This window comes from Maribacter flavus (genome assembly GCF_008386635.1).
Classification (GTDB): Bacteria; Bacteroidota; Bacteroidia; order Flavobacteriales; family Flavobacteriaceae; genus Maribacter; species Maribacter flavus.
The window spans coordinates 1724714-1746493 of the sequence record NZ_VUOE01000001.1; the positions used below are offsets into that span (position 1 = coordinate 1724714).

The 21780-nt window shown below is 42.8% G+C and carries 23 protein-coding genes; 10 read left to right on the top strand and 13 right to left on the bottom strand.

Going from position 1 to position 21780, the window contains the following annotated elements:
* Window positions 1-2 precede the first annotated feature (2 nt).
* Together F0361_RS07490 and F0361_RS07495 are read right to left on the bottom strand one after the other, a co-directional pair.
* The gene (locus F0361_RS07490) at window positions 3-869 is read right to left on the bottom strand and encodes a DUF58 domain-containing protein (protein WP_138256805.1); all 867 of its coding nucleotides are present in this window, start codon (window positions 867-869) and stop codon (window positions 3-5) included.
* An 88-nt stretch (window positions 870-957) separates the two neighbouring features.
* On the bottom strand, window positions 958-1959 hold the full coding sequence (locus F0361_RS07495) for an AAA family ATPase (protein ID WP_138256806.1): 1002 nt from the start codon (window positions 1957-1959) through the stop codon (window positions 958-960).
* A gap of 157 nt (window positions 1960-2116) precedes the next feature.
* Between F0361_RS07495 and F0361_RS07500 the strand changes: the two genes are divergently transcribed.
* Genes F0361_RS07500 through F0361_RS07510 form a run of 3 tightly spaced genes read left to right on the top strand, consistent with a single transcriptional unit; the run spans window position 2117 to window position 4892 of the window.
* Window positions 2117-2992, top strand: a complete 876-nt coding sequence (locus F0361_RS07500) for an aldo/keto reductase (RefSeq protein ID WP_154917870.1) — start codon at window positions 2117-2119, stop codon at window positions 2990-2992.
* An 11-nt stretch (window positions 2993-3003) separates the two neighbouring features.
* On the top strand, window positions 3004-3759 hold the full coding sequence (locus F0361_RS07505) for an SDR family NAD(P)-dependent oxidoreductase (protein WP_154917871.1): 756 nt from the start codon (window positions 3004-3006) through the stop codon (window positions 3757-3759).
* A complete protein-coding gene (locus tag F0361_RS07510; RefSeq protein WP_154917872.1) occupies window positions 3756-4892 on the top strand; it encodes an ATP-binding protein in 1137 nt (378 codons plus the stop codon). The genes F0361_RS07505 and F0361_RS07510 overlap by 4 nt, the downstream gene beginning before the upstream one ends.
* Here the strand turns inward: F0361_RS07510 and F0361_RS07515 are convergent, their stop codons facing one another.
* Both F0361_RS07515 and F0361_RS07520 read right to left on the bottom strand, forming a co-directional pair.
* A complete protein-coding gene (locus F0361_RS07515) occupies window positions 4893-6833 on the bottom strand; it encodes an alpha-amylase family protein (RefSeq protein WP_154917873.1) in 1941 nt (646 codons plus the stop codon). It abuts the gene before it with no gap.
* Window position 6834: 1 nt separating this feature from the next.
* Window positions 6835-7779 (bottom strand): carbohydrate kinase family protein, encoded by a 945-nt coding sequence (locus F0361_RS07520; RefSeq protein ID WP_154917874.1) that lies wholly within the window; start codon window positions 7777-7779, stop codon window positions 6835-6837.
* A 317-nt stretch (window positions 7780-8096) separates the two neighbouring features.
* Here F0361_RS07520 and F0361_RS07525 point away from each other — a divergent pair, with 317 nt between their 5' ends.
* Genes F0361_RS07525 through F0361_RS07540 form a run of 4 tightly spaced genes read left to right on the top strand, consistent with a single transcriptional unit; the run spans window position 8097 to window position 12163 of the window.
* Window positions 8097-9233 carry an SPFH domain-containing protein gene (locus F0361_RS07525; RefSeq protein WP_154917875.1) on the top strand — a complete coding sequence of 379 codons (1137 nt, stop codon included), beginning with the start codon at window positions 8097-8099 and terminating at the stop codon, window positions 9231-9233.
* 54 nt (window positions 9234-9287) lie between these two features.
* Window positions 9288-10370 (top strand): DNA helicase PriA, encoded by a 1083-nt coding sequence (locus F0361_RS07530; protein WP_154917876.1) that lies wholly within the window; start codon window positions 9288-9290, stop codon window positions 10368-10370.
* Window positions 10367-11107 (top strand): metallophosphoesterase, encoded by a 741-nt coding sequence (locus F0361_RS07535; RefSeq protein WP_154917877.1) that lies wholly within the window; start codon window positions 10367-10369, stop codon window positions 11105-11107. The genes F0361_RS07530 and F0361_RS07535 overlap by 4 nt, the downstream gene beginning before the upstream one ends.
* A 57-nt stretch (window positions 11108-11164) precedes the next feature.
* Complete coding sequence (locus tag F0361_RS07540; protein WP_138256815.1) at window positions 11165-12163, top strand: acyl-ACP desaturase; 999 nt, start codon at window positions 11165-11167, stop codon at window positions 12161-12163.
* Window positions 12164-12326: 163 nt separating this feature from the next.
* Here the strand turns inward: F0361_RS07540 and F0361_RS07545 are convergent, their stop codons facing one another.
* From F0361_RS07545 to F0361_RS07580, 9 genes are all read right to left on the bottom strand, one after another.
* Window positions 12327-12881 (bottom strand): hypothetical protein, encoded by a 555-nt coding sequence (locus F0361_RS07545; protein ID WP_154917878.1) that lies wholly within the window; start codon window positions 12879-12881, stop codon window positions 12327-12329.
* 28 nt (window positions 12882-12909) lie between these two features.
* Complete coding sequence (locus F0361_RS07550; protein WP_154917879.1) at window positions 12910-13818, bottom strand: OmpA family protein; 909 nt, start codon at window positions 13816-13818, stop codon at window positions 12910-12912.
* Between the two features lie 794 nt (window positions 13819-14612).
* Entirely contained in the window at window positions 14613-16166 is a 1554-nt protein-coding gene (gene amaB / locus F0361_RS07555) for an L-piperidine-6-carboxylate dehydrogenase (RefSeq protein ID WP_154917880.1), read from the bottom strand.
* A 61-nt stretch (window positions 16167-16227) separates the two neighbouring features.
* Window positions 16228-16602 carry a DUF1304 domain-containing protein gene (locus tag F0361_RS07560; RefSeq protein ID WP_154917881.1) on the bottom strand — a complete coding sequence of 125 codons (375 nt, stop codon included), beginning with the start codon at window positions 16600-16602 and terminating at the stop codon, window positions 16228-16230.
* Complete coding sequence (locus tag F0361_RS07565; protein ID WP_154917882.1) at window positions 16602-17144, bottom strand: 3-hydroxyanthranilate 3,4-dioxygenase; 543 nt, start codon at window positions 17142-17144, stop codon at window positions 16602-16604. Before F0361_RS07565 ends, F0361_RS07560 begins: the two co-directional genes overlap by 1 nt.
* Window positions 17145-17146: 2 nt before the next feature.
* Window positions 17147-17293: a hypothetical protein gene (locus F0361_RS18685; RefSeq protein ID WP_161598217.1), complete on the bottom strand. Its 147-nt coding sequence runs from the start codon at window positions 17291-17293 to the stop codon at window positions 17147-17149.
* Between the two features lie 130 nt (window positions 17294-17423).
* Window positions 17424-17918: a CAP domain-containing protein gene (locus tag F0361_RS07570; protein WP_154917883.1), complete on the bottom strand. Its 495-nt coding sequence runs from the start codon at window positions 17916-17918 to the stop codon at window positions 17424-17426.
* A gap of 203 nt (window positions 17919-18121) precedes the next feature.
* Window positions 18122-18595 (bottom strand): CAP domain-containing protein, encoded by a 474-nt coding sequence (locus F0361_RS07575; protein ID WP_246160829.1) that lies wholly within the window; start codon window positions 18593-18595, stop codon window positions 18122-18124.
* A gap of 223 nt (window positions 18596-18818) precedes the next feature.
* Window positions 18819-19313 (bottom strand): CvpA family protein, encoded by a 495-nt coding sequence (locus tag F0361_RS07580; RefSeq protein WP_138256823.1) that lies wholly within the window; start codon window positions 19311-19313, stop codon window positions 18819-18821.
* Between the two features lie 82 nt (window positions 19314-19395).
* Here F0361_RS07580 and F0361_RS07585 point away from each other — a divergent pair, with 82 nt between their 5' ends.
* The 3 genes from F0361_RS07585 (at window position 19396) to glpK (ending at window position 21742) form a co-directional block, all read left to right on the top strand.
* Window positions 19396-19752 carry a hypothetical protein gene (locus F0361_RS07585; protein WP_138256824.1) on the top strand — a complete coding sequence of 119 codons (357 nt, stop codon included), beginning with the start codon at window positions 19396-19398 and terminating at the stop codon, window positions 19750-19752.
* 93 nt (window positions 19753-19845) lie between these two features.
* On the top strand, window positions 19846-20157 hold the full coding sequence (locus F0361_RS07590; RefSeq protein ID WP_154917885.1) for an antibiotic biosynthesis monooxygenase family protein: 312 nt from the start codon (window positions 19846-19848) through the stop codon (window positions 20155-20157).
* A 100-nt stretch (window positions 20158-20257) separates the two neighbouring features.
* Entirely contained in the window at window positions 20258-21742 is a 1485-nt protein-coding gene (gene glpK, locus F0361_RS07595) for a glycerol kinase GlpK (RefSeq protein ID WP_154917886.1), read from the top strand.
* The last annotated feature ends 38 nt before the right edge of the window (window positions 21743-21780 follow it).

A 21780-nucleotide genomic window follows, 5' to 3' on the forward strand; every position in this document is an offset into this window, starting at 1 on the left:
TTTTATCCTCTTCTTTTAAAATAGCCCAATAGCTTTTTTACATAGCTTTCGTCTACCCTGCAATCCAAAACCCCGCAACCCGATTTTGTAAAGGTTTCCTTGAAATAATTGACCCGATTCCTGTAGTATTCCGCATAGGAATTGCGCACTTTCTTGGATTGGGTATTGATCAATTGCAATGCACCGGTCTCCGCATCAATCATTTGGACCAATCCTAGGTTTGGAATTTCTTCCTCGCGTTCGTCATATACCCGTATTCCCGTCACGTCATGTTTGTTGCCCGTAATTTTTAAGGTCTTCTCATAGTCGTCCGCAATAAAATCCGACAATACAAAAACGATCGCCTTTTTCTTCATTACATTGGTAAGGTATTTTAGGGCTTCGCCGATATCCGTTCTGTTGCTTTTAGGGGTAAATTCTAATAGCTCCCGTATGATTCGCAATACATGGGTCTTCCCCTTTTTTGGTGGGATGAAAAGTTCCACTTGGTCCGAAAATAAAAGTACCCCCACTTTATCGTTATTCTGTAAGGCACTAAAGGCCAATGTGGCCGATATTTCCGTAACTATTTCGTTTTTGAACTGATTTTTGGTGCCAAAAAATTCCGAACCGCTCACATCCACCATGAGCATCATGGTAAGTTCCCGTTCTTCCTCAAATACCTTTACAAAAGGCTCATTATACCGCGCGGTCACGTTCCAATCGATACTTCTAACATCGTCCCCAAATTGATACTGCCGTACCTCGCTAAAAGTCATACCCCTTCCCTTGAACGTAGAATGGTATTCCCCACCAAAAATATGGTCGGACAGACGGCGTGTCTTGATTTCAATCTTACGTACTTTTTTGAGTAATTCCTTGGTATCCATTTGGTCTAGTAAACAGTTTTCAGCAAGCAGTATTCAGTAGGGAACACAATATTGTGTACTGCCAACCGCATCTGCCAACCGCCCACTTTTAAGGTACTTCTATCTCGTTTACGATTTTGTTGATGATTTCCTCAGAAGTAATGTTTTCGGCCTCTGCCTCATAGGTAATGCCTATTCTATGCCTTAGAACATCGTGGACTACGGCCCTAACATCTTCCGGAACAACATAGCCCCTGCGTTTAATAAAGGCATAACATTTTGCCGCTACGCCTAAGTTGATACTTCCCCTGGGCGAGGCACCAAAACTGATAAGGGGCTTCAATTTTTCAAGGTTATATTTTTCAGGGTAACGGGTAGCGAAAATAATGTCGAGAATGTATTTTTCAATTTTTTCGTCCATGTATACTTCCCTAACGGCCTTTTGGGCACTCAAGATCTGATTTAAGGAAACCACGGGTTTTACGCTTTCAAATCCACCTAAAAGATTCTGGCGCATAATCAACTGTTCCTCGTTCATTTTGGGGTAGTCGATAACTGTTTTCAGCATAAAACGGTCAACCTGTGCTTCGGGCAAGGGATAGGTTCCTTCCTGTTCAACCGGGTTTTGCGTGGCCATAACTAGAAAAGGTTTGTCCAGAATAAAGGTTTCGTCACCTATGGTCACCTGTTTTTCCTGCATGGCCTCCAATAGGGCGGATTGTACCTTTGCGGGAGCCCTGTTGATTTCATCGGCCAAGACAAAATTGGCAAAAATGGGACCTTTTTTTATGGAGAAATCGTTCTCTTTTATATTGTAGATGAGTGTACCCACAACGTCTGCGGGAAGTAGATCTGGGGTAAACTGGATCCTACTGAAACTTCCCTTTACTGCCTTGGCCAAGGTGTTGATCGCCAAAGTCTTTGCCAGACCGGGAACACCTTCCAAAAGGATATGCCCCTGCCCCAACAGGCCAATCAGCAGGCGCTCAACCATGTGTTTCTGACCAACTATGACTTTGTTCATTTCAAGAACAAGTAAATCAATAAATGCGCTTTCCTGTGCTATTTTCTCATTGACCGCACTTATGTCTACAGTTGTATTTTCTTCCATGTATCAGATACTATTTCGCGAAATTTAGCTAAAAATTTAACAGTTGTGCAAATTGAAAATTAATTGGTTGAGTAGCTGTTAACGATTGGTTAAAAAATGGTAGAAGGCCCTATTTTTGTGAAGTATTTATGGTATTTCTTTTTAATTTAACTTCTTAATGAACAGCACTACGGAATATTCCAAAATTATTGCCGGTACCATGACCTGGGGCAAATGGGGGAAAAGACTTACAACCGATGAAATGGTATGCTTGATGAACCATTGCGTGGATCTTGGTATAACCACATTTGACCATGCGGATATCTATGGAGATTATACCACCGAGGCGGATTTTGGCGCGGCCTTTTCAAAAAGCGGCATACAAAGGGAAAACGTTCAATTTATCAGTAAATGCGGAATCCAGTTCAAGGTTGAATCCAGGAGCAACAAGGTAAAGCACTATGATTACGACAGTGAATATATCATTTGGTCCGTGGAGCAATCCTTACAGAAACTGAACACGGAGTATCTGGACCTGCTATTATTGCATAGACCGAGTCCCCTTATGGATCCGGAGGAGATTTCACTTGCTATATCCAAACTAAAACAGGAGGGAAAAATCAAGCAATTTGGGGTTTCCAATTTTAGCCCATCACAAATAAAATTATTGGAAACCAAAGTGAAGGTTGAAGGGAATCAAGTGGAATGCTCCCTTACCAGCAACGATGTTATGGATAACGGCACCCTTGATGATTGTATCATTAAAGGCCGTATGGTCATGGCATGGAGTCCGTTGGGCACGTATTTCAGAAAATCATCTGACCGTACCAATCGCATCCAAAAGATAATCGACCAATTGGCGCCAAAATATAATGCCACTGAAGACCAATTGTTGCTTGCCTGGGTATTACGACATCCGGCCGGCATCCGCCCCGTGGTTGGAACGGCCAACGAAGTCCGACTTGCCCTGGCGATCAAGGCCTTGGAAATCCAAATGGAATTGGAGGATTGGTTTCTTTTATTGGAAGCGAGCAATGGCAGTGAAGTAGCATAAAATTAAATATAATGGGAAAAACAGCATTTATTACTGGGGCGACCAGTGGCATTGGAAAGGCAACGGCAATGCATTTTGCGAATAACGGTATAAATCTGATCCTTTGTGGAAGGCGCGATAATCGGCTAAAAGGCCTTCAGGAAGAACTTTCGAGGAAGGTGAAAGTGCACACACTCTGTTTTGATGTAAGGGATAAGGAATCCGTGAAAAATGCGGTAGCGTCCCTGCCCGATGCTTTTTCAAAAATTGATATTCTAATCAACAACGCGGGGAACGCCCATGGCCTGGACCCCATTGAGGAAGGCTCTTTGGACGATTGGGATGCCATGATGGATATCAACGTGAAGGGCCTCCTTTATGTTTCCAAGGCCATTTTACCGCAAATGATCGAGAGAAAAGAAGGTCATATTATCAATATAGGTTCTACGGCAGGTAAGGAAGTGTATCCCAAAGGAAATGTCTATTGTGCCAGCAAGCATGCGGTAGATGCCATTAATCAGGGAATGCGCATCGACTTGAACCAATACGGTATTCGAGTAGGAGCCGTAAATCCCGGACTAGTAGAAACCGAATTCAGCAATGTTAGGTTCAAGGGCGACGAAGAACGTGCGCACAATGTCTACAAAGGTTTCCAGCCTTTAACTCCTGAAGACATCGCCGATATTATTCACTTTGTGGTAACAAGACCTTATCACGTAAATATTGCAGATCTCGTGGTAATGCCTACCGCCCAGGCATCTTCCACCATAGTCAATAAGCAGGTATGATCAATAAACGCCTACTTGTAAAAAACTTGCTCGCCCACAACGATGAAAATAGTTTTTACGACAAAAAGCGTTTTATTGCCATTGGGGAAAAGGAGGGAAAGGCCAAATTCCTGAAGCATGTTTGCGCCTTGGCAAACAGCAATCCAAAAAATAATTCTTTCATTGTTGTGGGTGTCGAGGATGAGGACAACACCATTGTGGGGGTGGATTTTTTCGATGATAGCAAGATTCAAAACTTAGTAAACGCCTACCTAGAAAACCCGCCCATTATTTCCTATGAGAACATTCCCTTTCCCCATTTAAAGGAGGGAAAGGTTGTTGGTCTGGTGACCATCAGGTCCATAGGGAAGGTATGTGCCCTGCGCAAGAATATATGGAAGTATTACGGGGGTTCCGTGTTTTTTAGGGAGGGCAGCATAAGTTTGCCCAAAGCCTATGGCGTAGAACTAAAGGACATAAATTCCAAAACCGTTGCAACCATAGAACAACATGCCAGAAACAACATAGAACTCACCTTGGACGGGGTCATCGATTTTTTGAACAATCGGCACAAGGACCTGGAAAGTGACTATAAAGTTTTTAAGGAACAATTTGTGGTATGTTGGGCAGGAAATACAAAAGTGGTAAAAGGCCAAACCTATTATTACAGGGTGGATATCGAATTGATTAACGAGCAGGTAAAGTTGTTTTATTCAGATTTGGATGAAGTAACCATCGATTATGACGACAATTCATTCTCCACCATGGAGTATGTGCATTTAGGATTGGGTTCCAAACAAAAATATTATCCCTTGGAAAAGGTGGTGATTCGTTTTAATGATAACGGCACCTATAAAATCGAGTCGAAATTATTGTTCGAACCGCCTCAATATGATAAAAAAACCTTGTTCCATGTCTATAACAGCAGCAAGTCCCTTATTTCAAAGATAAAGAACGACACGCCCCTGAATTCTATGGAAAACGAAGACCTTAATTATTTGGCCGATACTTTCCTAATTTGTTATTTGAACGGTTTTGAGGAAGCCCGTGATCAAATGGACCTGGCCAAGAACTTGGTAAAAAACAAGTACCCAAAAACGTACACTTCCTTAAAGGAGGCTTTGAGAATCCTGAGAAAGGTGAAATACAATTAATTAAACGTTCGTTATCCAATAATGGCCAAAGGGCTTTAAATAAAAGTCCTTGTTCCCGTTCAGGGTCATTGGATTACCTGTAAGCAGGTCTACAGATGCCTCCCCGGTAAGAATACCATTTGAAAGCAGCCAAGAAACATCTAGGGACTGTGAAACTTCGTCAAAGTTTGAAATCACCCAAATCGATTTTCCTGCATCTTTTCGTTTAAAAACAAAAATGTGAGGATTGGGGGTGTCATGGATGACGGTATTATTATGGTCCGCAAAGACTTCTTGGTCCTTACGTATAGCGATCATTTTTCGTAATGTTTTGTAAACAATACTGGCAGGTCCATTGGACGTATCAAGTTTTTTGACGACCTCCCAATCCTGTTTAGGTCTATTGACCCATCGGCTATCGTTTTTGAAATCTTCATCCTCCAGGAACGAATAGTCGTTCAAGGTCGCGATTTCGTCTCCGGCATAAATCAGCGGAATGCCGCCAAACGACAAAATGATGCCATGCATCATTATAATTTTATCCACGGCATAGGAGACGCTTATTTCGTTTTTTTGTTCAAGGGCGGATTCCAGACCCAAGAGTGATGCGGCACTTCCCGTGATACGCCCGTCCCCATTTTTTGGGTTATACATGAACATAAGGCCTTTTGCGGGCGACCACTCCAACCTGCCACAATAGTAATTGAGGATAAACTGTTTGTGGGGAAACGGTTCCCAACCCATTTCACGTACAAAATCGTCGTCATAGCCCAATCCAATATCATCATGGCAACGGATGTAATTGATCCAAGTACAATCAATGGGCTTATTGGGTACTCCATTTAGGCTACGGATCATCAAGGAACTTTTCTTGGTTGCGATGGAGTTCCATAAAAGTGCCATTAAGGAAGCATTGTAAGCTATTTCACACTCGTTTCCTTCAAACTGGTTCTCACCGAAGTATTTTAGGATATTGCGCGGTGCAACAATGGCTTCTGCCAAAAGAATGACTCCGGGAGCGATTACCTGTAGGCACATTCTAAAGAGTGAGATCAGGGTGTGTGCTTCGGGCAGGTTCTGGGAAATGGTACCCAGTTTTTTCCATAAAAAGGCCAGGGCATCAAATCGTATGACATCCACTCCCATGTTCGCAAGGGCCATGAGATTCCCCAGCATTTCCAAAAAAACTTCCGGGTTTCTATAGTTGAGGTCCCATTGATACTTATTGAAAACGGTCATTACCCATTTTTCCATCTCCGGGATATAGGTAAAGTTACCGGGAGCCGATTCCGGAAAGATTTCCGGTAAGTTTTTTTCGTATTCATCGGGAATAGACCTGTCGTCAAAAGTGTAATAATAATCCTGGTATTTTTTATGCCCCTTTTTGGCTTTCTTGGCCCATTCAAATTCATCCGAAGTATGGTTGACCACAAAGTCCAACATCAAGAAGATATTCTTTTCTCGGGCTTTTTGGGAAAGTTCCATAAAGTCTTCCCGGGTACCATATCTTGGGTCTATTTCATGATAGCTATTTACGGCATAGCCTCCATCGTTCTCTCCATTGGGCCTCGTTGTAATGGGCATTAAATGGAGAAAGTTCACCCCCAAATCCTGGAAATAGGGCAACCTGTCCTGTAAGCCCTTTAAGTCCTTGCTAAAACGATCCACATACAATTGCATGCCCACGAGTTTCTCGCTTTGGTACCAATTTCCCTCCTGCAATCGCTCCAAGTCCTGTTTTTTCAATGCTTCAGGGCGTTCTTTAAAGAGCAGCTCCAATTTTTCGGGAAGCTTTTTCGAGAAATATGAGGTATCAGACGCTGGATAAAGCGAAAAAAATAAGTCCTTAATATATGTGAGATTGGTATGGAACCTTTGATGGAATAATTCGGTGGGTGTTTTCTTGGCCTCTCCAAGTACCTTTTTGGAGGCCAATAATTGGTGCAAGGCAGCCTGGTTCATGCTAAAAATCTAATTGTTTTTGGGTTGGTAGGGATTCGATCGCGCCAAAATTGGTCGTTGTAATGGCACCGGCCTTGTTGGCCTTTGACACTATTTGGGTAAGTTCTTCCTCACTTTCCAGTAAGGTCTCCAAACTATCGTGTTCCGAAATCTGTTTCAACATACAACCTATAAAGGCATCCCCTGCTCCGGTCGTGTCCACAGGGGTCACCTCAATGCTTGGGATCGTTTTTCGAAAGTGTTTGGTGCTCAACAAAGTGCCTTCTTTGCCCAAGGTCACTACAATGATGGCCACTCCGGTGTCATGGAGAAAGGCGCAGGCTTCGTCCATTTCCCTTTTCCCCGTAAGTAACCGTGCCTCTTCCAGACTGAATTTACCAAGATGTGATTTTTGTATAAAGGGCATGCATTTTTTTATAAAGGCCTCCTCTTTGTTCTTCCAAAGATCTTCCCGGTAATTGGGGTCAAAACTTATGAAGGAGTCTTTGGTAAGGGCATCAAAAAAATAGCGGTTATAGGCTTCTTCCAAATTTCCGCCCAGCATGGCCGTAGCCGCCCCAAAATGGACCATGTTGTTCTTGAAATCCTTTTTTAGGGAAGAGTCGTATTTCAACTCCTTGTCCGCACCTCGACTAAAAACAAAATCGCGCTCACCATCCTCATCAATGGATACAAAGGCCAAGGTGGTAAATACTTCGGATTTCTGGGCCATGGAGGTATCCACTTTGTTCTCTTCGAGAATGTTCAACAAAAAATCCCCAAAGGGATCATCCCCCACACAGCCTACGAACACACTTTTGCCTTCCAATTTGCTAATGGCACAGGCCACATTGGCCGGGGCACCGCCCGCCTTTTTTGTAAATTCCTTAGCTACCGATAAGTTTTTGCCTTGGTTTTCGGCCACAAAATCTATGAGTAGTTCACCGATGCAAAATACTTTCTTCATTTATTCATTGTATTGATGGACGTTCATTGCACAAAGCATTAAATTCCTTTTTAACCAAGGGCCTTTTCATAGTTCACTCTTCAAGTATTCAGGTCTGCTACTATTACAAAACGTCATCGTGGTTTGGAAATTTGGATTTCTAAGGTAATCAGAAAAAATAGCTTCAAGTATATTTTATTGTGAATAATTGAATATGGAAGGTTTGTTCACCAAATAAAACCAATTTTTTCTGGGGAATCACTGGTTAGAAGGATACTATTTTTTGCGGGGATTCCATTTAATCCCTACCTTTTTACGGCAATTAAAAACCTAAGAAAATGGGACTATTCGATGAGATAAAGAAGAAACTGAGCCATGAGTTCATAGATATTGTGGAATGGCTGGATTCCGGTAACGACACCATTGTCCATAGATTTGAACGCTATCAGAATGAAATAAAGAACAATGCCCAGTTGATCGTTAGGGAAGGCCAGACCGCTGTATTTGTCAACGAGGGTCAGTTGGCAGACGTCTTTACCCCGGGCACATATACGCTGAATACTAAAAACCTTCCCATTTTGACCACCCTAAAAGGATGGAAATATGGTTTTGATAGCCCTTTCAAGGCCGAGGTATATTTTGTAAATACCCGATTGTTCACCGATGAAAAATGGGGCACCAAAAATCCTTTCATGCTCAGTGACGATCGTTTTGGTTTGGTTGAAATCAGGGCTTTTGGAACGTACAGTTTCCGAATTAACGACCCCGGAAAGTTCGTGGTGGATGTTGTAGGAACCGATGGCAATTTCACCAATTATGAGGTGAACGAACACCTAAAGAGCCTTATCGTTACGCGGTTTACGGATACCGTTGGCGAGGCCAATCTTCCCATAGAACTCTATGCCGCTAATACCAGCGAACTATCCGAAACTTGCCAAGAGGTCATGCAGCCTGAATTCAATAGGGTGGGAATTGAATTGGAAAGGTTCTATATTGAGAATGTTTCCATGCCGGAAGAGCTTAAAAAGGAAATCTTTGAATACAGCCGATTGGATAAATTGGATATGGCCAAACTCTCACAGTTCAAGGCCGCTAAGGCCATGGAAGCGGCAGCGAAGAACGAAGGCGGAACGGCCGGTGCCGGAATGGGTATGGGAATGGGCTTTGTTTTGGCTCAACAAATGGGTAACATGATGGGTCAGAACATGGGGCAACCTATGGGAGGTCAGGTACAACAGGCACCTTCCGGACCACCACCGATCCCTGCCCAAACAAATTATTTCTATGCATTGAACGGGCAACAGGCAGGGCCGGTTACCTTTGATAGATTAAAGGAACTCTTTGCCGGCAGGACCATCAATAGGGACACCCTTGTTTGGAAACAGGGTATGGACAATTGGGCTTCGTTAAAGGAGATAGAAGAGCTCAAATCCTTTTTAGGAGGAAATACGCCACCGCCTCTACCATCGGCTTAAAGTCCCAATTAAATTCGTACGGTTTCACTTGGTTAAATAAGTGACACTATTGCTATGGAAGATATTCAACGGTCAGAACTCAAAAAGGCATGCGCCAACTGTGGTGCGGAACTTAAATTTAAGCCAGGTTCCCACCAGCTGACCTGTGAATATTGTGGTTACGAGGAGTTCATAGAACAATCCAAAAGTAGTTTTGAGGAACTGGAATTGGCCCATTACCTAAAAGTTGTTGGGGAAAATGCCTATACAGAGACCATTGAACTGCTTCATTGCAAAAATTGTGGGGCCAATCAGCATGTGGAAGAAAATTATAAATCGCTTGACTGTGTCTATTGCGGGGAACCCTTGATCCGGGAGGATGTTGAAGTGGAGGGGTGGATTACGCCAGGAGCCTTGGTTCCCTTTCAACTGGACGCAAAAAAGGCCCGAAGTATCTTTAGGACATGGGTGGGTAGTCTTTGGTTTGCGCCCAATAAACTCAAAAAGGCAGCGTTGGATCCGGAGGGTTTACATGGATTGTATGTTCCTTACTGGACCTTTGATGCCAACCTGTATGCCTCTTACCAAGGGCAACGGGGCGATTATTATTATGAGACCCAAACCTATAATAGCGATAAGGGAAAGCGGACGCGTCAGGTACGAAAGACCCGCTGGACCTATGCCTCGGGCACGGTGAATGGTTTTGTGGACGATATTCTGATCAATGCATCCCAACGGAAAAGAAAGGATATTCCCCAAAAAGTAGCCTTTTGGAACTTGAAGGACCTGGTCGTTTTCAATACCAAGTATTTATCGGGATTTGTAACCGAAAAATATTCGGTATCCCTCAAGGAAGGACACCATCAATCCTTTCAAGAAGCCAAAAACATCGCCTATAATTGGATTAGAAGGGATATTGGAGGGGATACACAACGCATTGCCCATGCGGATATCAAGCTTTCGAAAGAAACTTTCAAACATGTATTATTACCTATTTACATCAGTTCATATCGTTATTCAGGTACCGAGTACAATTTTTATATCAATGGGCAAACCGGCACGGTGAGTGGAAGCAGGCCGTATTCCTTTTGGAAAATTTTCTTTTTAGTGCTCTTTATCCTTGTGTTGATTGCAGTATTTGCGATTTTTGCAAAATGACATTACAAAGAACCCTCGTTATTGGGGATATCCATTCTGGATTAAGGGCGTTAAAGGATTTATTGGTCAGGGCAAAGGTCACTCGGGAAGACACCTTGATTTTTTTGGGCGATTATATAGATGCGTGGAGCGATGCCGTCGCTACCGTTGATTTTTTATTAGAATTAAGAAAAACACATAACTGCATTTTTCTCCGAGGAAATCATGACGAACTCTGTTATGAATGGCTTACGGAGGGAAGGGATAACCCAACCTGGTTCATGCACGGGGGTAGGGCTACTGCGGAGTCTTATGCCAAAGCGGATGACCGAACCAAAAAAACACATATTTCGTTCTACGAAAGTTTGGAGAACTATCATTTAAACGAGGACAACAAACTTTTTCTTCATGCAGGCTTTACCCACTTAAAGGGTATCGACCATGAATACTTTACCAAATCTTTTTATTGGGACCGAACTCTCTGGGAACTGGCCTTATCCTTAAATCCGGATTTGGACAAAAATCACGAGCGTTACCCGCAAAGGCTCGTTCATTATGAGGAAATTTATATCGGTCATACGCCTGTGACCAGAATGGGCAAGACCACACCTCAGAATGGAGCAAATGTTTGGAATATAGATACAGGCGCCGCCTTCAAAGGACCGTTGACAGCGCTGGATATCCATACAAAGGAATTTTGGCAGAGCGATCCTGTCCATACCTATTATCCGGGCGAAAAGGGTCGAAACGGAAAATGAATTTGATTTTAACGGTAAATCATTATATTATTGACGAAATTTGATAAAAAATAAAACATGGCGGAGAAAAATATTCGATTGGAAGTAATGCAGGCATTGGAGCCTAAAGTCGCTGGTTTTATGGACACTTTTCTAGTTCCTATTGAAAAGATATGGCAACCCAGTGATTTTTTGCCTGATTCCGAAGAAGAAGGATTCTTGGAGAAAGTCAAGGAGATTAGGGAGGAATCGAAGGAATTGGGATATGACTTTTGGGTAACCATGGTGGCAGATACGATTACGGAGGAAGCGCTGCCTACCTATGAATCTTGGTTGATGGACGTAGTGGGCATTGACCAACATGGGGATTTTAAGACCAATGGCTGGGCCAAATGGGTGCGCGCTTGGACGGGAGAGGAAAATAGACATGGCGATGTATTGAATAAATACTTGTATTTATCCGGAAGGGTAAATATGCGGGAAATAGAAATCACCACGCAGCATCTATTGACCGATGGCTTTGACATTGGGACGGATAGGGATCCGTACAAGAACTTTGTGTATACATCCTTTCAGGAATTGGCCACCAATATTTCCCACAAGCGAGTAGGGCAAATGGCTAAAAAGCAGGGAAACGCCTTATTGGGAAAGATGTGTACCATTATTGCAGGGGATGAGATGCGGCACCATTTGGCCTACAGGGAATTTGTGAAAGCGATTTTTGGTGAGGACCCCTCTGGAATGATGTTGGCTTTTGCCGATATGATGAAGAAAAAAATAGTAATGCCCGCCCATTTTTTGAGGGAATCTGGCGGAACTATTGGTACGGCGTTCGAGAATTTTTCCAATTGTGCCCAGCGTTTGGGTGTTTATACGGCCCAGGATTACGTGGATATCCTCAGAAAATTAAACGCATTTTGGGAATTAGAATCGGTTCGTTCCCTAAATGAAGAGGCCGAAAAGGCAAGGGACTATCTTATAAGCCTACCTGCCCGTTTGGAGCGTATTGCGGAACGCATGAAATTTCCTCAGGACCAATACCACTTTAAGTGGGTAGAGGCAAATGGAGCTTTATAATGGATAATAAAAAGTAAACTACCTAGGGGCAAGCCCACGAGTCATTCGTAGGAAACGACATTTAAATTTCGAGGAAAGCCTCTGAGTATTAAGCCCTTTGGCGGTGCGAATTAAAAAACCCCAACCGATTCGGTTGGGGTTTTTATCTAGGTTGGTTTGGTTATTACAATTTACCATGTTTGTGCTCTTCCTGCCACTTGAAAAGCTCCTTCCACTTACCTTCATAGCACATCTTAGCTTGCATGGGCCAAGAAGCCGGGTCATGTACCTGATAGCGTTTTCCGCCACCGTCCAACACTTTTTGACAATCGGCCACGGAAGATTCGGAGAGGGCCTTCCATGTTTTAATGCCCGCATCCTTGAACATGCCCTCAATTTTGGGCCCTATTCCTTCCACCACTTTGAGGTCGTCCTGTTTGATAGGTTTCCTAAAAATCGCCCTGGCAGTATCGGCATCAAAAGGTATGGAAGCTACCGCGGCACCTGCAGCGAAGGAGGAGGCAGAGGCCCCTAAATTGGTGGCCGATGCAGCTTTTTTATTACAAGCTTCGAGTTCGCCTCTTAATATTGCATTTTTATCCTCAAGGATTTTTATCTCCGCGGAATTATCTATAGTTGTATTTCCGGATTTACCAATTAGGTATCCCAATACTCCACAGATTGCGCCTACCAACAAAGGTATGAGCCAGCACCAGATATTCATAGTTTCAAAATTCATTTTTATAAAGTATTAATTATTAGTTGGTTTATTTGTTTAGGGTTACTACCGTTCTTCGGTTTTTGGCCTTGCCTTCTTCGGTGGCATTATCGGCAAGGGGTTCCGTTTGTCCCTTGGAAAATGTCCTGATTTTTTCTGCCAATATGCCATTTTCCATCAAATAATCTTTGGCAAAATTAGCCCGGTCCAGCCCAAGTTTCATGTTGGTCGCGGCCAATCCGGTATTATCGGTATGTCCGGTAATGCTTACGGTGGCATCCGCTACCTTATCGATGTACCTGGAAATATCGGCTACTTTCTGACGCTGTTCCGCATCCAGGCTGATGGAAGCTTCGGCTGTATTGAAATACAGGATCAAGGGATCGGCATTGATTTTATCGAATAAGGCCGAAAGTTCTTCATCAGCCGTCTCAGATTTCATGTCTATAGTATAGGCGACAGGCCCATAAAAAATGCCGTCTTTGGGAACCATTTCACCCCTCAATTCACTTTGGGTATTGATATGTACTGATGGAATACCTTGGTCCACCAAATGGTTTTTAACTGCATTCGCCCTGGCCAGGCCTAAATTAGGATATGCCGTGTTGTTCTCCTCTTCACTCGAATAATAGCCAATCACATTGATGACCTTACCGGTATTCTCAGAAAAATAATTCTGCAACTGGCCAATTCCCGTTCCAATCCCATTGGCCAACGGCATCAAAATACTTGGTGAGGAAACATTGAAATTGTAATTGTCGTTGATTTCATAGGAAAAATTGCCGTCGCTAAAGGCAAAAGGATAGGATGTTGATGCCACTTCTTTTGGAATAGCCGTTTCAATAGGCGGTTCCTCTACTGCTGTGGTCCCACATTCACTACAATGATTAATATAGAAATAGGTGCCGGCAATAATGGTAATCAACATCAACAATAGGTTGGTTGTCGTTTTACTCATAGTTCATGATAGTTTAGTGTTTGGTACCAATGTATTAAAAAAATCTTAATTTTTATGGGTTTTTTAATCCTTAATGCCTAGTAATCAACAATAAGCGGATTTCCATTTACACAGGTATTTTTCCCATTTGTACACTTGGGGTATACATTGGTATAAATCGGTTTTCACCAAAAATCTTTTTTCAAGAACTTACAAGTACAAATAATATGGTCGCTATTACTCCCAACAAGGTTTTGGCATTGTAATAGTCAGTTTCAATATTTGAGTTAGTTGGTTTAAGTAAAAGGCCCCATTCTTTTAATAGTTTTGGGGCTTTTTTTATCTGAATTATGGTCTGACTTTCGAATCATACACGATATAATTCCAATGATACAATGCTCCTTCCTATCCAGGGCTAAATCCATTATTTTAAGATGAATAAATAGAACAGTATGAAATGAGCCATAACAAGTCCTGATACTGACCAAGATGTCCTGATAGTCATCGGTAGGGCGAATTATATTGACCTATGAGAAACTATAAAACAAAAAAATGAAACCCTCATCGAGGGATTGATAATGATAAGTTAAATACCTATACTACATAAAATATTTAATTATCAAGCTATTAACCTTATTTTAAACGCATGAAAAGGCTAAAAAAGGGAATAATTGAAGTTCTAAAATTCCTGTGTATGTTCGTAATATTGGGTATTCAGACCATACTTCAAGGCAGTTGGTCATCAAATGGCCATAACCAAAAAGCGGCCTAAAATTGTTCAAAATCATAGGCCGCTGTTATTGTAGTGGAATGAACTACAAATCAAATCTTATGCCTTGGGCGAGCGGTAGTTCCGTGGTGTAATTAATCGTATTGGTCTGTCTTCTCATGTAGATTTTCCAGGCATCGGAACCGCTTTCCCTGCCGCCCCCGGTTTCTTTTTCCCCACCAAAGGCGCCGCCAATTTCGGCACCGGAGGTTCCAATATTTACGTTGGCGATACCGCAATCGCTACCTGCAACGGACAGGAATTTCTCCGCTTCCCGTAAATTATTGGTCATTATGGCCGACGAAAGGCCTTGGACGACACCATTCTGTAGTGCTATCGCGTTTTCAACATCCCCGTTATATTTCAGCAAATACAGTACGGGCGCGAACGTTTCATGTTGCACGATTTCAAAATCGTTTTTGGCTTCGGCGATGGCCGGCCTTACATAACAACCACTTTCATAGCCCTTGCCTTCAAGAACGCCACCTTCCACAATGACCTTGCCACCTTCTTGCACCACCTTGTCCAAAGCTTTGGAATAAAGGGCCACGGCATCCGTATCGATAAGCGGACCTACATGGTTGTTTTCATCCAAGGGGTTGCCTATGCGCAATTGTTTGTACGCAGAGACCAAGGCATCTTTTACGGTATCATATATGGATTCATGGATGATCAATCTTCGTGTGGAGGTACAGCGCTGACCAGCGGTACCTACGGCCCCAAAAACAGCCCCTATTACCGTCATCTTGATATCGGCATCGGGTGTTACGATAATAGCATTGTTTCCACCCAATTCCAAGAGGGATTTACCCAATCTGGCGGCCACTGCTTGGGCCACTATTTTCCCCATTCGGATAGAACCGGTTGCAGATACCAAAGGTATTCTTTGATCATGGGTCATATACTCTCCCACTTTATAATCCCCATTGATGAGGCAAGAAATACCTTCAGGGAGCTTATTTTCCTTAAAGACCGAAGCAGCTATATTCTGACAGGCAATCCCGCATAAAGGTGTTTTTTCCGATGGTTTCCATACGCACACATCACCACAGACCCACGCCAGTGCCGTGTTCCAAGACCAAACCGCTACAGGAAAATTGAAGGCTGAAATTATACCCACTACCCCAAGGGCGTGATACTGTTCGTACATTCTATGACCGGGTCTCTCCGAATGCATTGTAAGACCGTGTAGCTGTCTGGAGAGGCCTACCGCAAAATCACAGATGTCTATCATCTCTTGAACTTCGCCCAAACCTTCTTGGTAGCTCTTACCCATTTCATAGGAAACCAGTTTTCCTAAGGGCTCCTTCAATTCCCGAAGTTTGTTGCCAAATTGACGTACAATTTCCCCACGCTGCGGTGCGGGCATTTTTCTCCAAAATTTAAACGCCTCCGTTGCCTTTTCCATGACCTTTTCATAGTCCTCTTTGGATGTTGAGGTAACCTTGGCTATCAATGACCCGTCAACAGGTGAATAAGATGCTATTTCACTTCCCGAAGCAAAATTTTCCAAACCCGTGGATGTGCCGTCGTTAATCTCTTTGATACCTAAAGCAGATAGGGCATCGTCTATACCAAATTGTTTCGCTATTTCTGACATTTATAACTTTTTTAACCTCTATTGTTATATTTAAGCAAAAGTACAAAGAATAGTTTGCTCTTTACAAATCAAACTTCACCAGGCACCATACGATAATTCCCAACAAGGCCGGAAGTCCCTGAACATAAAATATTTTTTTGGAAACGGTGAGGGCCCCATATAGCCCGGCGATTAGCACACAGGCCAAAAAGAAGAGAGCGACATTGACGGACCAAATTGGAGAGGTTATGATCAAGGACCAAAATAGGCCAGCGGCCAGGAAGCCATTGTACAAACCCTGATTTGCCGCCATACTTTTTGTGGGTTCGAACAAATCCGAAGGAAAATTCCTGAAGACCTTTCTGGCCTTGGTCGTCCAAGCGAACATTTCCAGCCAAAGAAAGTAACAGTGCAAAAGCGCCACTAGAAAGGTGACTATTTGGGCAACCAATACCATTACTCTTCCTTGGCCATAAATCGTTCATCCACGGGCATTACGGTACCGCACTTATCACAAGTTCTTAACGCTTCGGAACTATAGAAATGCTTAAAGTGGGCCAAAAAGTCTTTCTCTATGTCATGCAAGGTAAAATAGGCTTCATAGAGTTTATGGTTGCAATTATCACAAAACCACAATAAACCGTCATCAACGTTCATATGCGCCCGTTTTCGTTCTATAACGAGTCCAATGGAATTCTCATGCCTAACAGGCGAATGTGGAATCTTGGCCGGATGTAGATACATGTCGCCAGGACCTAGTTTCATGGTCTTTTTCTGACCATCCTCCTGTATATGGACTTCAATATGTCCTTCTAACTGATAAAAAAGCTCCTCGGTTTCATTGTAGTGGTAATCCTTTCTGGCATTTGGGCCCGCCACTACCATGACAATGTAATCACCTGCATCCTTGTAAAGATTTTTATTGCCCACCGGGGGTTTTAAGTTTTGTCTATTTTCCTCGATCCATTGATTAAGGTTAAAAGGAGGTTTTATACCCATGATCATTGTTTTTCTAAAGGTAAAAAAAGTGGCGTACTTAATCCCGGAATATGCATTAGAAAAGCTGTTACAGCTAAAAATCGCTTCAAAATAAAACACTGCGCTGTGTTTTCAATTTTACCATAGCGGTGCCATGCTAAAATTTTCAAACCACTTTATTTTATTGAGCTTTTCACCTTCACGACGCTTACCTAATGCATGTTACGGGTTAATCCGGTTCGGCAAAAAAAACCCTTGCACGAGCAAGGGTTCCGTGGAAAAATCAAATCAATAATAACCTTATCTAACAAAAATTTGTGTGAAGTATAGCTCCCCTTCTTCGTCAGGGAGGATACTCAAAGCGGAATGGGTGTAATCCCCTTCCAAATTTTTTCTATGGTTTGGGCTGTCCAACCAAGCCTCAAAAGCTTCCATAACCGTGTCATAATCCTTGGCTACATTTTCAGAAACATCGCTTGCCCCAGTTTTATCGGATATGCTCTTGGCCCTTTGTCCAAAGTGCGCATGGCTTGTCTGTCCTTTATCGATCATGTACTTTGTATGCTCTTTGGCATAATAGTAGGTAACACTTTCAAATTGAAGTTCGTTCAGACCTAAAGATAATCTGTGTTCGTTCACCAAATCAAAAAGCTCGTTTTCCTGTGCCGTTTGTATATTGGAGGCAACGGATATGCTCAAATTACTTTGTTCTTCCTTTCCTACATATGCGTCCTTTGAACAGGATTGAAATACCACTAGGCCCAATGTATAGCATATTATTGTAATTGTTCTCATTCCGGGGGTTTTGTATTCAATGGGACAAAGGTATCCTCAAAGGAATCTTAAAACCTTATTTTATCTGTATGCTGAACAACAAATTCGATTATACGACAAAGTTTGCAGAATCGACGATTATCGACCAATTACATATTTTTTTTGCCGATCATACATAGCCTTTACCGGTCAACGTATCGTGTTTATAGGATTTTGGAAGGCAGCTATTCCAGGTAGAAAAGCTGTGTGTAGTAGTATTCACCTTGGGCATTCCTTTTAACACTGACCGCCGTATGGCTAAATTCGCCCTCCATAGTTTTTTTATGGCTGCTACTTTGATACCATCCCTCAAAGGCTTCCATGGCCGTATCATATTCCTTGGCCACATTTTCGGCGACCATCTTTACAGTTATTTCAGAATTAATACTGGATGCCCTGGCGCTAAAATTGTCATGGCTTAAACTACCTTTTGAGATCATATAGTCCGTATGCTTGTTTGCATACTTGTAGGCGATTTCGCTGAACTCGAGTTGGTTAAGGCCCAACGAGGCCCTATGTTCGTTGACAACGGCTAGAACCTCCTGTTCCAGGATTACGTTGTTTTCAGCTTCCTCAATGATGGTGTCGTCCTGTAATGGCTCCGCCGTACACGAAAAAAGCAAAACAAACAACACTGGGATAGCTAATAGCGATCTCATTTTCATATAGTGTTCTCTTTGCAAGCAGGCCGTTCAGGATAGCTTTGTAGGAAAGTAAGATAGGGGTTCTGTTCTCGTGTTGATTGGGGAAATCAACAATGTAATATTAATTAAAATAGATTTCGGTCATGTTAAAATCTATCTGTTTTTCGACCAAATGCCTAGAATTTGGGAGAAAATGTATTTGGTCGGGAGTATGTTGTTTTTGGTCGATAAAGGGGAGTTATTCAGTCATGTTACTTTGCAGTACATTATCAAAAAGGAAGGTACCAATCTCTATTAAAGGGACGTACAGAACGGAATTGGTCTTCATTTCTTGGCTAGGCAATTCAAAATTGCCGTTAAGTCGCTCTATGAAAACCAGAAGCGCTCCTAAGATTACGGCTACTTTTAGTATACCAAAAAGGGCTCCTGCCAGTTTATTCAAGATGCCCAACATGGCTATATCGACGATTTTAGTCAGAATTTTTCCTAGCACATGCACGACCAGCACGATGATGATAAAGGTGATGATCAAGGATGCGATATTGATGAACTTTTCATCCCAGTCCATCCTTTGGGATAAATAATCACCTGCGATATACGAAAAATGGATAGCTCCATAAATACCGGCAATAAGGGCCAGAATAGCGGCAATCTCTAATAAAAGTCCATTGCTGAGACCTTTCCAAAGACCCCATAAAAGCAATAGACCCAATACAATGTCCAAAAAATTCATTTCAGCAATTTGAACAAATATAAAACTTTAGATTAGTACCTTTATGACTTTGATTTACAAGAGGAATCTTATAAAAAATAATATGGCCAGGGACACTTTGTTGAAGGAACGATGGGAACTATTGGTACAGAAATTGTCCAATAGATTTTCTGATGGAGACCCATTGGAACTGGATGCCATCATTTACCTTGTAGGTGTACAGGAGCTGGGGCAATATCACAGAAAGTATAAGAAGGATGATAAACTAGATTTGATGCATATCGCCATCTGCAGGTTATTGGAGCCCTATGGATATTACGAATTTGATTTTTTTGATGACGACGGATGGCCCCATTACAAGATCAAGGAGAGTCTTCCTCCCTTAAAAGCCGGGGAACAGGCCGTTTTGATGAAGGAAGCTATTGTCGATTATTTTTTGGAGAAGGAATTTATCCACTAAATGAAACCCTCATCGAGGGATTTGTTGTTGTATGTTAAATACCTGTACAACAGTAAATGGTTAAAATTAATCTTTTAATCCCATTTAAGACATGTGAAAAAACCCAGCTATTACGCCGTTATCTTTACTTCCATCCGCACTGAAGGGGATCATGGTTATTCTGAAATGGCAAAAACCATGGAAGACCTGGCCAAGACCCAACCCGGATATTTGGGCATAGAGAGTGCTAGGGAGGAAATTGGCATAACCGTTAGCTACTGGGAAAGTCTGGAAGCCATTGCCAATTGGAGAAAAAATTCTGAACACGTACTTGCTCAATCCAAAGGAATAAAAGACTGGTACCAAAACTACACGGTTCGAATTTGTAAGGTGGAACGCGAATATTCCTGGGAGAAATCCGTCTAGTGAAAGAAACCGCTTTTTTACCTTCCTTTGAAAACTGGCCAAATCCTAGTATCTTTCTCCAAACATGCCGAAGAGGCCATAATTAAATTCAATTGATTTTATGGGAGCTTATATAATATCGTTAGATCAGGGAACGACGAGTTCTCGTGCGTTGTTGGTAGATGAGCAAGGGAGGATCCAGGGGATGGTTCAGAAAGAGTTCAAACAGATTTTTCCTAAATCGGGCTGGGTGGAGCACGATGCCATTGAAATTCTGGAAACCCAGTTGGGCGTTTTAAAGGAGCTGATTTCCAATAATAAGGTCGATTTGGGCGATGTGAAGGCCATCGGTATAACCAACCAACGTGAAACTGCCGTGGTATGGGACAAAAATACGGGCAAACCCGTTTACAACGCCATAGTTTGGCAGGACAAAAGAACGGCGGGTATTTGCGAACATCTAAAAAAAGAAGGACTTACCGAACATGTAAGAAAAACTACGGGCTTGGTCATAGATTCTTATTTTTCGGGCACTAAGGTCAAATGGATTTTGGACAATGTGGAAGGTGCCAAAAAGAAAGCGGAAAATGGTGATTTGTTGTTCGGCACAATCGACTCCTGGCTGGTCTGGAATATGACCACGACCAAAAACCATTTCACGGACTATACCAACGCATCAAGAACCCTCTTGTATGATATTGTAAATCTACAATGGGACGATCGGCTATTAAGTGCCATGAATATTCCAAAAAGCATGTTGCCTGAAGTAAAACCCTCGGCATTCCATTTTGGGGATTTTGAAATCGACGGAGTTAAAATCCCCATAGCGGGGATTGCCGGGGACCAACAGGCAGCCTTGTTCGGACAGGGATGTTTTAAAAAGGGAACCGCAAAAAACACCTATGGGACTGGCTGTTTTATGCTGATGAACACTGGCGAGGAACCCCAATTTTCCAAAAATGGATTGTTGACCACCATTGCCTATGGTTTGGACGGTAAGGTGAACTACGCGTTGGAGGGGAGTATTTTCATTGCAGGGGCTGCCATACAATGGCTGCGTGACGGTTTGGAATTGATATCCGATGCCAAGGAAACCGAGGCACTTGCCAAATCTGTTGAAGGGGAAAGTTCGGTGTACGTGGTACCGGCCTTTGCCGGCCTTGGAGCACCTCATTGGGACATGTATGCCCGTGGTGCGATTTTCGGACTTACGAGGGATACGGGCAAGGCCCACTTGGCCAAAGCGACCTTGGAGTCACTTGCCTATCAGACAAAGGATATTTTAAAGGCCATGGAGGACGACTCAGATCTACAGTTGAAGAACTTACGGGTGGATGGTGGTGCCTGCGCCAACAACTATCTGATGCAGTTTCAGGCCGATATTTTGGATACCGAGGTACATCGCCCCGAAGTGATAGAGTCCACTGCTATGGGTGCCGCCTTTCTTGCGGGCATTCAGGTGGGACTTTGGTCCCAGTCCGATATCGATGAGAGTAGGCCCATGAACAGAATCTTCAAACCTCAATTTGATCGGGCAAAAAGAAGACGATTATATGCCCAATGGAAAAAGGCCGTGGATCGATCCAAGGCTTGGGAAGAGGAATAGGCCTGTTAATTTATCATTAAATTAAGAAGTAAGGCCGT

Excerpts from the sequence above, each read along its gene's own strand:
- F0361_RS07540 (WP_138256815.1), top strand. The coding sequence starts at position 11,165 with ATGGCGGAGAAAAATATTCGATTGGAAGTAATGCAGGCATTGGAGCCT.
- F0361_RS07500 (WP_154917870.1), top strand. The coding sequence starts at position 2,117 with ATGAACAGCACTACGGAATATTCCAAAATTATTGCCGGTACCATGACC.
- F0361_RS07585 (WP_138256824.1), top strand. The coding sequence starts at position 19,396 with ATGGCCAGGGACACTTTGTTGAAGGAACGATGGGAACTATTGGTACAG.
- F0361_RS07525 (WP_154917875.1), top strand. The coding sequence starts at position 8,097 with ATGGGACTATTCGATGAGATAAAGAAGAAACTGAGCCATGAGTTCATA.
- F0361_RS07545 (WP_154917878.1), bottom strand. The coding sequence starts at position 12,881 with ATGAATTTTGAAACTATGAATATCTGGTGCTGGCTCATACCTTTGTTG.
- F0361_RS07575 (WP_246160829.1), bottom strand. The coding sequence starts at position 18,595 with ATGAGATCGCTATTAGCTATCCCAGTGTTGTTTGTTTTGCTTTTTTCG.
- F0361_RS07490 (WP_138256805.1), bottom strand. The coding sequence starts at position 869 with ATGGATACCAAGGAATTACTCAAAAAAGTACGTAAGATTGAAATCAAG.
- F0361_RS07570 (WP_154917883.1), bottom strand. The coding sequence starts at position 17,918 with ATGAGAACAATTACAATAATATGCTATACATTGGGCCTAGTGGTATTT.
- F0361_RS07560 (WP_154917881.1), bottom strand. The coding sequence starts at position 16,602 with ATGGTATTGGTTGCCCAAATAGTCACCTTTCTAGTGGCGCTTTTGCAC.
- F0361_RS07530 (WP_154917876.1), top strand. The coding sequence starts at position 9,288 with ATGGAAGATATTCAACGGTCAGAACTCAAAAAGGCATGCGCCAACTGT.
- F0361_RS07515 (WP_154917873.1), bottom strand. The coding sequence starts at position 6,833 with ATGAACCAGGCTGCCTTGCACCAATTATTGGCCTCCAAAAAGGTACTT.
- amaB (WP_154917880.1), bottom strand. The coding sequence starts at position 16,166 with ATGTCAGAAATAGCGAAACAATTTGGTATAGACGATGCCCTATCTGCT.
- F0361_RS07580 (WP_138256823.1), bottom strand. The coding sequence starts at position 19,313 with ATGAATTTTTTGGACATTGTATTGGGTCTATTGCTTTTATGGGGTCTT.
- F0361_RS07535 (WP_154917877.1), top strand. The coding sequence starts at position 10,367 with ATGACATTACAAAGAACCCTCGTTATTGGGGATATCCATTCTGGATTA.
- F0361_RS07495 (WP_138256806.1), bottom strand. The coding sequence starts at position 1,959 with ATGGAAGAAAATACAACTGTAGACATAAGTGCGGTCAATGAGAAAATA.
- glpK (WP_154917886.1), top strand. The coding sequence starts at position 20,258 with ATGGGAGCTTATATAATATCGTTAGATCAGGGAACGACGAGTTCTCGT.
- F0361_RS07550 (WP_154917879.1), bottom strand. The coding sequence starts at position 13,818 with ATGAGTAAAACGACAACCAACCTATTGTTGATGTTGATTACCATTATT.
- F0361_RS07510 (WP_154917872.1), top strand. The coding sequence starts at position 3,756 with ATGATCAATAAACGCCTACTTGTAAAAAACTTGCTCGCCCACAACGAT.
- F0361_RS07520 (WP_154917874.1), bottom strand. The coding sequence starts at position 7,779 with ATGAAGAAAGTATTTTGCATCGGTGAACTACTCATAGATTTTGTGGCC.
- F0361_RS07505 (WP_154917871.1), top strand. The coding sequence starts at position 3,004 with ATGGGAAAAACAGCATTTATTACTGGGGCGACCAGTGGCATTGGAAAG.
- F0361_RS07565 (WP_154917882.1), bottom strand. The coding sequence starts at position 17,144 with ATGGGTATAAAACCTCCTTTTAACCTTAATCAATGGATCGAGGAAAAT.